General features: G+C 30.2%; 9 protein-coding genes. 7 read left to right on the top strand and 2 right to left on the bottom strand.

The window, feature by feature from the left end; all coding sequences use genetic code 11:
* Window positions 1-355: 355 nt before the first annotated feature.
* Entirely contained in the window at window positions 356-1801 is a 1446-nt protein-coding gene (locus BR82_RS0113685) for a C40 family peptidase (RefSeq protein WP_027090634.1), read from the top strand.
* A 121-nt stretch (window positions 1802-1922) separates the two neighbouring features.
* On the top strand, window positions 1923-3398 hold the full coding sequence (locus BR82_RS0113680; RefSeq protein WP_027090633.1) for a bifunctional ADP-dependent NAD(P)H-hydrate dehydratase/NAD(P)H-hydrate epimerase: 1476 nt from the start codon (window positions 1923-1925) through the stop codon (window positions 3396-3398).
* Window positions 3399-3478: 80 nt separating this feature from the next.
* Here BR82_RS0113680 and pgeF read toward each other — a convergent pair whose 3' ends face one another.
* The gene (gene pgeF / locus BR82_RS0113675; RefSeq protein ID WP_027090632.1) at window positions 3479-4231 is read right to left on the bottom strand and encodes a peptidoglycan editing factor PgeF; all 753 of its coding nucleotides are present in this window, start codon (window positions 4229-4231) and stop codon (window positions 3479-3481) included.
* A 78-nt stretch (window positions 4232-4309) separates the two neighbouring features.
* Here pgeF and BR82_RS0113670 point away from each other — a divergent pair, with 78 nt between their 5' ends.
* Window positions 4310-4696 (top strand): hypothetical protein, encoded by a 387-nt coding sequence (locus BR82_RS0113670; RefSeq protein ID WP_027090631.1) that lies wholly within the window; start codon window positions 4310-4312, stop codon window positions 4694-4696.
* A gap of 21 nt (window positions 4697-4717) precedes the next feature.
* Here the strand turns inward: BR82_RS0113670 and BR82_RS0113665 are convergent, their stop codons facing one another.
* Window positions 4718-6361, bottom strand: a complete 1644-nt coding sequence (locus tag BR82_RS0113665; protein WP_027090630.1) for an Rqc2 family fibronectin-binding protein — start codon at window positions 6359-6361, stop codon at window positions 4718-4720.
* A gap of 98 nt (window positions 6362-6459) precedes the next feature.
* On the opposite strand from BR82_RS0113665, the gene gmk reads away from it, so the two are divergent.
* From gmk to BR82_RS0113645, 4 genes are all read left to right on the top strand, one after another.
* Window positions 6460-7035 carry a guanylate kinase gene (gene gmk / locus BR82_RS0113660; protein ID WP_027090629.1) on the top strand — a complete coding sequence of 192 codons (576 nt, stop codon included), beginning with the start codon at window positions 6460-6462 and terminating at the stop codon, window positions 7033-7035.
* 24 nt (window positions 7036-7059) lie between these two features.
* Entirely contained in the window at window positions 7060-7470 is a 411-nt protein-coding gene (locus tag BR82_RS0113655; protein WP_027090628.1) for a hypothetical protein, read from the top strand.
* A 458-nt stretch (window positions 7471-7928) separates the two neighbouring features.
* A complete protein-coding gene (locus tag BR82_RS0113650) occupies window positions 7929-8330 on the top strand; it encodes a YjdF family protein (RefSeq protein ID WP_024721149.1) in 402 nt (133 codons plus the stop codon).
* Window positions 8331-8378: 48 nt separating this feature from the next.
* Window positions 8379-8951, top strand: coding sequence for a YdcF family protein (locus tag BR82_RS0113645; RefSeq protein WP_027090627.1), 573 nt, complete (start codon window positions 8379-8381; stop codon window positions 8949-8951).
* The last annotated feature ends 350 nt before the right edge of the window (window positions 8952-9301 follow it).

Raw genomic sequence — 9301 nt, 5'->3', positions numbered from 1 at the left:
TGCGATGTTCATTAGAAGTGTAAATCTAATGAGTTATATATATGCGATAGTAATTACGATGTTTTTTACAACTTTTATTAATTTTGTGATGCGTAAAGTTTTAAATCGTATTGATATGGTTGAGTCTTTGAAAAGTATTGAATAACAAATTCTTTATGGATATAAGAATTATTATTTAGGAGTATATTAAATCTTAAGAAATTCTAAAGAAAGTTTAAAAAAATTTTTCCTTCAAAACATAAGCCAGGCTTATGTTTTGAGAAAACAGCAGAAATGAAAATGCTTTCATAGGTGGATTTTTGAGATAAATAGTAATATAATTAGACATGGATATATTATTGAAAGGAGGGAACGAATGGATATAAATATTAAGACGAAACTAACAAATGTGTTTGATGAGTACATTGTTAATCGTAAAGCAATGTTCATTCCGATTGTAGCTGTTGCAAGTTTTATGCTTGTAGGTTATGCTGCAACTGATAAAGAAATGCCAGAAATTAGATCTAATCAAATCGAAGTTCCATACGGAGAAAAATTAGATTTAGATAGTATTGATATTGTCGACAATAAAGATAGTCGTGAATTAATTGATGTAAAAGCAGATACGTCTTCATTGAATGTAAATCAGTTAGGTGTATATGATGTTGAAGTTACTGCTACTGATCAAGGTTCTAATGTGGCACTAAAAACGATTAAAGTTGCTGTTGTTGATAAAGAAGAACCTAAGTTTGAGATGTTAGGAACAAGTAAAGGTTATGTTATTGAAGTTCCAGTAAAAGGAAGCAGTGATTTTGCAAGTTATGTCAAAGCTACTGATAATGTTGATGGTGATGTAACTCCATTTATTGAGGCAAATATGCCGCTAAATACAGATGTACCAGGATTCCAGGATATTACTTTGAATGTCACTGACAGTTCTGGCAATAGTGCTAGTAAAACATTTACTTTTGCAGTAAGTGATTTAGAAGCACCGGTAATTAATTTATTACAAGGTGAAAATGTAACTGTTGATTATGGTAGTGCGTTTGATTTAAATAACTATGTAAGTGTTGTAGATAATTTGGATGGAGCATTAACACCAAATGTTGAAGGGTCAATCGACACTTTAAAAATGGATGAAGTGCAAACATTAAAATTATCTGTTCAAGACAGTTCAGGAAATACTACTGAAAGTACGTTAAATGTTGTTGTTAAAGATTTATCAGCACCAGTAATTACTTTAAGTGAATCAAATATTGTTATAAATGCTGGTGATAACGTTGACTTTAGTTCTTATCTTGTTTCAGCAATTGATACTAAAGATGGTGATATAAGATCTAAAGTAGAAATTTCTGCACCAAGTACTGATAAAGCTGGTAATAAAACAGCTACATATACTGTAAGTGATGAAGCAGGTAATAGTAGCAGTGCTTCTTTAACTGTAAAAATTAATAAAGTATATACAGGTAGTGCGGCAAGTAACACTTATGGAAATGGGGTAGTATCTGCTGCTTACTCTAAGCTAGGAGCACCTTATAAATGGGGAGCTGATGGACCTAATGCTTTTGACTGTTCAGGATTTGTTAAATGGTGTTATTCTAAAGTAGGAATATCTTTACCACATTCATCTTCAGCTCAAAAGAGTGCAGGAACTCAAATCAGTGTTTCAGCTGCAGAACCAGGTGATATTTTATGGAAATCTGGTCATGTAGGTATTTATATTGGTGGTGGAAAGTATATCCATGCACCTCAAACAGGTGATGTAGTTAAAATATCATCAGTTTCAGGTTCAGGTTTTGTTTGTGCCATCAGAGTAAAATAAAAATTGAATATATTGAGGAATCTTAATAGATTCCTTTTTATTTTGAATAAATGGGTAGGTTTTTTTGTCCGTTTGTTTTATAATTAATACATAAAATTTAGTAGAAAGTATTGGTGATGATATGTATGTTGCAACAAGCCGGCAAATGAAAGCTTACGATAAAGCATTATTAGATGCTGGTTATACAATTGAAGAACTAGTTGATAAAGCTAGTAACGCTATTTTACCCCATTGTAAAAATTATGATAATATTGTAATTGTTTGTGGTCCTGGAAATAATGGTGCTGATGGTTTGAGTTTGGGGATCAAGTTACATCTTAGAGCTAGAAATGTTAAATTATATTGTTTTGGAAATCCAGATAAGTTATCAAGAGCGAATAATTATTATATTGATCAAGCGCAAGAAATGGAAGTACCGATAACCTTTATGGATGAAGAGGATATTTCATTGTTTGTAAGAGATGCTAAAAAAGCAGATGTAGTAGTAGACGCAATGTTTGGTTTTGGCTTAAATAGTGAGGTTAGAGGAATCGCAAAAATATTGGTTAACGAAATTAATAATTTATATGATGTTGATGTTATTGCAATCGATATTCCTACAGGATTAAATCCTGATACCGGAATCCCTTATGGTAGTGTAGTTTGTGCCAGTAAAACAGTTACTCTTACAGCAATTAAGCAGGCCTTTTTAAATGATGAATGTCATATGTATACTGGTGAAATTGCAATTGAATTATTAGATGTAAAAGATTTACGTCATGAATTAAAATTAGCTAAATTAGTGAGTCCATCATGGATCAAATATCACTTAAAACCGCGCAGTTATTATGGTCATAAGGGAGTATATGGAAAAGTATTGCAGATTACAGGATGTGATCATTATCGTGGGGCGGCGTTGTTAGCTTCGCGAGCAGCAGTATTTAGCGGAAGTGGCGTAGTTTGTGTTTGCTCTAGTGATAAAGTTATCGATGCTCTTGCGAGTACTACACCAGAATGCACATCGTTACTTAGAGAAGAAATTTTAGATGTAAATGTTTTTGAAAATCGTGATGCTGTTTTGATTGGCTCTGGTTTGGGGTTAAATGAGCAAAGCGAGCGATATGTAATTGATACATTAAAAAATGTTAAATGTCCCTTAGTAATTGATGGGGATGCTTTGACGATTGTTTCTAAGCATCTTGATTTATTAAAAAGTTGTTCTATGCCAATCATTTTGACACCTCATCATGGTGAATTTAAACGATTATGTTTTTATAATGATGAATTAGAGATGATTGAAAAAGTTTCTCAGTTTGCATTAGAATATGGTGTGATCGTAGTGTTGAAAGGACCAAATACGATTATTACAGACGGAAATGAAGTATATCGTAATATTACAGCAAATAAAGCGATGGCTACTGCGGGAATGGGTGATGTCTTGGCAGGAATGATCACGAGTTTTGTTGGACAAGGATATTTACCTAAAGATGCCGCTATTTTAGGAACATATTTACATGGCAGCTGTGGTGATATTATTGGGGATAATTCATATACTGTAATTCCTAGTAAACTAATTAATCTAATTCCTAAAGTGATGCATGAAATTATTAATGAATAAAAATAGTTTATATCTGAAAATAAAAAGATGATTTAAGATTATTGGATTAATAAAATTAAATCATCTTTTTGAGTCTTTAGTTATTTATCAGAACATCTTTTAATAATAGTAATATTTCTACCACTATCTTTATTTTTTCGGTAACTATAAAATAAATCGTCATTTTCAACTGTACAGTATGGAGAGACAGTAATATTATCTTCAAGTAAGCCGAGATTTAAGAGCATTTTTTTATTAAGACCTTTATTGTCCATTAAATAATGAGTTTCATCAGTTTTATGGTAGTAAGGTGTAGTATCAAAATCCATCGCTTTAACAAGATCGATAACATTATCCATAACTTCAAGGCAGTCTTGACAAATGCAGGGCCCGATATATGCTAGCATTGTTTTCGGGTTACAATGTTCATTATTGATTAAATGACTAGTAACTTTAGAAACGATCTGTTTAGTTGTTCCTAACCATCCAGAATGAATTGCGGCAATGATATTTGTCTCTGGAGAATATAATAGAACAGGGGTACAGTCAGCATGAAATGATAATAAAAATAGATCAGCATCTTTAGTGTAAAGAGCATCAGTATTGTCAAAAGCACTTTCTTGATCATAAATTCCTTTACCGCCATCATGAATAGTTACTTCTTTAAAGTTTGCAGAATGTACTTGATGAGGTGCTACCATATGGTTTAGATCAGTATTTAAAAGAGCAGCCAGATTTTTACGGTTATTTAATATTAACTGTTTATCGACATTATTGAAAGACATATCTCCTAATTTTTTAGTTACGGTATACGCTTCAATATTTTTTACAGTATTCCATTTAATTAATTTCATAATTTTATCCTTTCCTATGTAATTTGCCTTAGCACCAAATTTAATTAAACATATAGTATATTAAAGGAGGTGAAAATGATGTTTAGTAATTCAGGATGTGGATGTAACAGCTGTAATAGCTGCAACAATTGGGGATGGAACAGTTCTATGAATGGATGTCGTGCAATACCAATCGTAGCTCCTCGAAAAGTTTGTACAACATGCTCTAATCAATATGTGGAGCAGCCTATAATTTGTCCAATCGAATGCCGTCATGTTAATAATATCGTTTATTACCCACGTTATTATCCACGCTATGAACGCACTTGTATGACTCAAAGTGCTGGAAATCCATTTGCAAATGCGAATATGGCATCTACATTTGGTTTTAATAATAGCGGATATAATACTAATGGGGATTCTGTAATCAACGGAATGTACAACACTACAAATAATACAGGAAGTGGTTGTGGTTGTAATCGTTAGAAAAGATAGATGCTAAAGCATCTATTTTTTCTTTAATTCATTTAAACAATTAACATCAGGATCAATATAAATAGTTTTATAACTATCTAAAATAACCTGTCCAGGTTTAGCTTTATTAGGCTTTTTTAAGGTTTTTACTAAAGTATAATTTACCGGCACACTACTGCTGTTTTTACCTTTAGAATAATAGGCAGCAATATTGCTGGCTAAACGAATAGTATATTCATCTAATTTATCACCTTTAACGATCACATGACTTCCAGGCATGTCTTTGACATGAAACCAGGTATCATAGCGATGAGCATGTTTGAATGTTAAATAATCATTTTGGAGATTATTTTTACCAATACATATTTCAATTCCATCTTTAGTATAGTATGTTTCAAAAGCTGGTTTTTTGTTTTTACGAATAGTATTATGTTTCTTTTTCTTTTTTAAATATCCCAAATTTTCTAACTCTTCTTTTATTTCTAATGCATCATAGTATGATGCATTATCCATTAAAGTTAGTAAACTGTCAAAATATTCAATTTCTTTTTGAGTTATATTTATTTGTTCTTTTAAAACATTGATTGAATTTTTAGCTTTTTGATATTTATTATAATACTTTTGAGCATTTGCTTTAGGATCAAGTTTTTCATCTAAATCGACCATGATTTTAGTATTATCATAATAATTATCCAATTCAATATGTTTCATTCCTTTTTTTAATAAATGTAAATTAGAATATAATAAATCACCGATAATTCGATATTCATCACTATTTTGAGAATCTTTTAATGTTGTTTGCAGCTTGGTTAATTTAGAGATATTCTTTTGATATTCATTTGTAATGAATTTAAGTAGATTAGAAGTTTGCTGCTTAATTCGCTCCTTTTGATCAATTAGATTGAAATGCTGATCGAGGCCCTCAAATAAGGGGTATACTTGAAATGAAGTTTGTAGATGAGTTAGAGGAATTAAGTGAAAATATTCTTTTTGATCTGTTTTACTAATATATAGTTGTTCACTGGTTTTGATCTCATTCATGATTGATATAAAACTAGCGCCATTATCATGACGATAAAGGATTTCTTTGGAAAGAATTGGCGAAATTCCTTGATAGACTTTAGTTAAATTATTACATTCAATGAAATCTTGATCAAAAGGATTTAGTTTATTGAAATTTACTGGGGGTAGTTGATAGATTGCACCTGGCTGAACAAAACGTTCACTATTGATATTAGGAGTAATTCTTTTTAAACAATCAAGAATTTTTTTATCCTGATTACAAAGAATAATATTAGAATGTTTACCCATTATTTCAATAAAACAATGATATTCTATATAATCGCCAAATTCATTATGACAGCCAAAAATAATATGACAAATACGATCGAGTTCTATCTGCCTGATTTCTTTGATATAGCCGCCTTCTAGATGCTTTCTAAATAACATTGTTAAAGGATTAGGGTTTTCCGGAGTTGGATAATCTAAATTTGTTAGTTGAATTCTTGCATACATAGGATGACAAGAGAGTAGTAATTTATAATTTTTACGATTACTTCTTATTTGTATTAATAATTCGTATTTAGAAATTTGGTAGATTTTATTGATTCTACCACCTGTTATTGTGTTATTCAATTTGTTTATTACTTGATGCATCATTATTCCATCATAAGCCATTTTTATCACCCAAAATAGTATAACATAGATTGAAAACAATTGACATTATAAGGTGTATTTTGTATGATGAACATATCATAAAAAAGGGGTGTTAATAAGTGCAAAAAGGAATGTTAATAATTCTTAGTGGTCCAAGTGGAGTAGGTAAAGGAACAGTAAGAGAAGAATTATTTAAAGATGATAGTTTGAATTTGGCATATTCGATCTCGATGACAACTCGTAAACCACGTCCCAATGAAAGAGATGGAATAGATTATTTTTTTGTAGAAGAAGAAGAGTTTAAAAAGAAAGTTAGTGAAGGGAAATTATTAGAATGGGCACAGTTTGTAGGAAATTATTATGGAACTCCTAAAGATTATGTTGATCAGCTGTTAAGTAAAGGAAAAAATGTAGTGTTAGAAATTGAAGTCCAGGGAGCTCTTCAAGTTATGGAAAGATGTCCTGATGCTACGACGATTTTTATTGTACCACCAAGTATGGAAGAACTTGAAAGAAGGATCCGGGGGCGAAGAACAGAAGAAGAAGAAATCGTTCAGCAGCGTTTAGCTAAGGCAAGAAAAGAAATTGCTACTAAAGATGAGTATAAGTATGTTGTTGAAAATGATGATATTATTGAAGCAAAAGAAAAAATTGCAAAAATAATTAAAGAACATCGAACTAATCAGGGTCACTAATCCCTGATTTTTAGTGGAGGAAAGATGGAAAAAATAAAAGAATATTTTAGGCTGTTTACATATATTTTTTATCCTGGAGTTGTTTTCATTTTATATTTTGCACAAGTAGTGGAAGGAAAATTGGGATTGAATTTAATTTTTTGTCCAACAGATCTAGTTTTAATGATATTTATTTTAATAATATATTTGTTGTTAGAGGGGTTTAAGATTTTTGATAAAAAAGCATTTAGAATGTTGAAAAAGAATGATGGCAAAATAAAATTACCGGTTATGATCATCATTATCGTTTTTTTAGTGCTTTTGATGAATTTGTATGATCAATTAAAAATTTATTTTTATCTTAATAATGAGGTAAGTATTAATTTATTATTTGTAGGAATTGTTTGGTTGATTTTATATAGTGGATGTTATCTTTTAAATAAACTTGAAAAATAATTTTTGATTTAATCAAAAAGAACAGAATTTACTTATCTGTTCTTTTTAAATCATCTATTTTTTATTTAATGATGATATTTAATTTTTATCACTCGTTTGGTGGTGGATTTCAATAATATCTTTTATATACATTTCCTGTTTTGTTTAAATTCGGTTTGTAATACATGTCTTTCAAGATCGTATCTTCATTAAACTTGACGATTTTCTTTAATTATCATAGAGCAGGAATTTGAATAAGATATTATTTTTAAAGTCATTATATTTTACAAGATGCTGAAATTTTATAAAAAGGGTTTTAAAAATAATAAAAAACTGTACTATTGGAAAGTAGTTTAGTACAATAAAATTACAAAGATAAAAACACAGTCTGGTTGGTAGTCCAGACGCAGCTGTAAGTTGTCAGTAACCTGCCTCCTTAGGTTGTCCTTTCTTTGATATTATTTTAAGGAGGAAGCTTTATGGAATTAGATGTGTTTTTTGAAGATCCGTTTTGGATCGGGGTTTTTTATTTAAATGGTGATTGTGAAAGGTTTGTTGAAAGAGTTGTTTTTGGTAATGAACCTAAAGATGGTGAAGTCTATAATTATATTTTATATCACAGTCAAAATTTATCTTTTAAAGCGGTTTGTCAGTTGAAAGTAAAGTCTAGACCGAAAAATCCTAAACGGATGTTAAGAATAATCAAAAAGCAAAGTTCTGATCTTGCTATTGGGACAAAGTCAATGCAGGCTTTAAAGATGCAATATGAGCAAAATAAGAATGAAAGTAGAGTTAGTAAAAAGAAATTGAAGAGAGATAAGAAAGATTATTTGTTTCAATTAAAACAAGAAAAACGTAAGGCTAAGAAAAAGGGACATTGATTCCCTTTTTGTAATATTTCCAGGGAAATATAAGGAGGAAGTAGAATAATGTTTAAAAAAGTGATTTTTTGTTTTGGGTTTATTAATATAGGACTATTTTTACTTATGTTTAAAAAGCCGTTAAAAAAACAAAAGCAATCAAAATACGATTGTGCAATTGTTTGTGGTTTTCCCGCAAATCAAGATGGCAAACCGTCATTGATAATGAAGTCAAGAGTTGAAAAAGCAGTTGAATTATATCGGCAGGGGAAAATCAAATACATTATCTTTTCGGGAGCTGACGTCCAAAATCGGTACAAAGAAGCAGATGTAATGGAAAAATATGCTTTTAAATTAGGAGTTGATAAAAACGCAATTATTAAAGAGTCAAAAGCTAAATGCACATATCATAATTTAATGTATGCTAGTGAAATAATGAAAGAAAAAAATTTTAATAGCTGTTTAGTCATTACTAATAGCTGGCATTTACGCAAAGCTGATCATTATGCTCGTAAATTTAAATTAAATTATGCGATGGTTGTAGCTTGTAGGCCAAAGGGTTATGGAATTATAAGAGTGCTATGGCTGCATATATCGACTAATTTGATCATGTATCGTAATATGTTTAAAGGGTACTATTAGATTTTAAATAAGGATAGAATTTAGTTTATAGAGACTTTGTTTGAGTTTCGATAAAAAATAAAGAACAGGTAGAAAGTCATTCACAACTTGCCTGTTCTTGCTTGTTTTATAAGGAAAATCAGCCTCGAAAATGTTATAATTTATTTAACCAGATAAACAAAATTTAGGAGGGATTTTCCATGAACTATTTTACCACAGATTTATATGAAACCAAAAGAGAAATTGTTATTTTTTCAGATAAACTTGCTTCTGGTCTTTCTAAGCCTGAATGTAAATTTGTAATGGATATGATGTTTGGTCTTTCTAGAGGTCAAAGTATTTTATTGAGTGATGTATCTCGTGCTCTTAAT

This window comes from Thomasclavelia saccharogumia DSM 17460, from assembly GCF_000686665.1.
Taxonomy (GTDB): Bacteria; Bacillota_I; Bacilli_A; order Erysipelotrichales; family Coprobacillaceae; genus Thomasclavelia; species Thomasclavelia saccharogumia.
The sequence above is the reverse complement of the archived record's forward strand: the minus strand, read 5'-3'. Positions and strand labels throughout refer to the sequence as shown.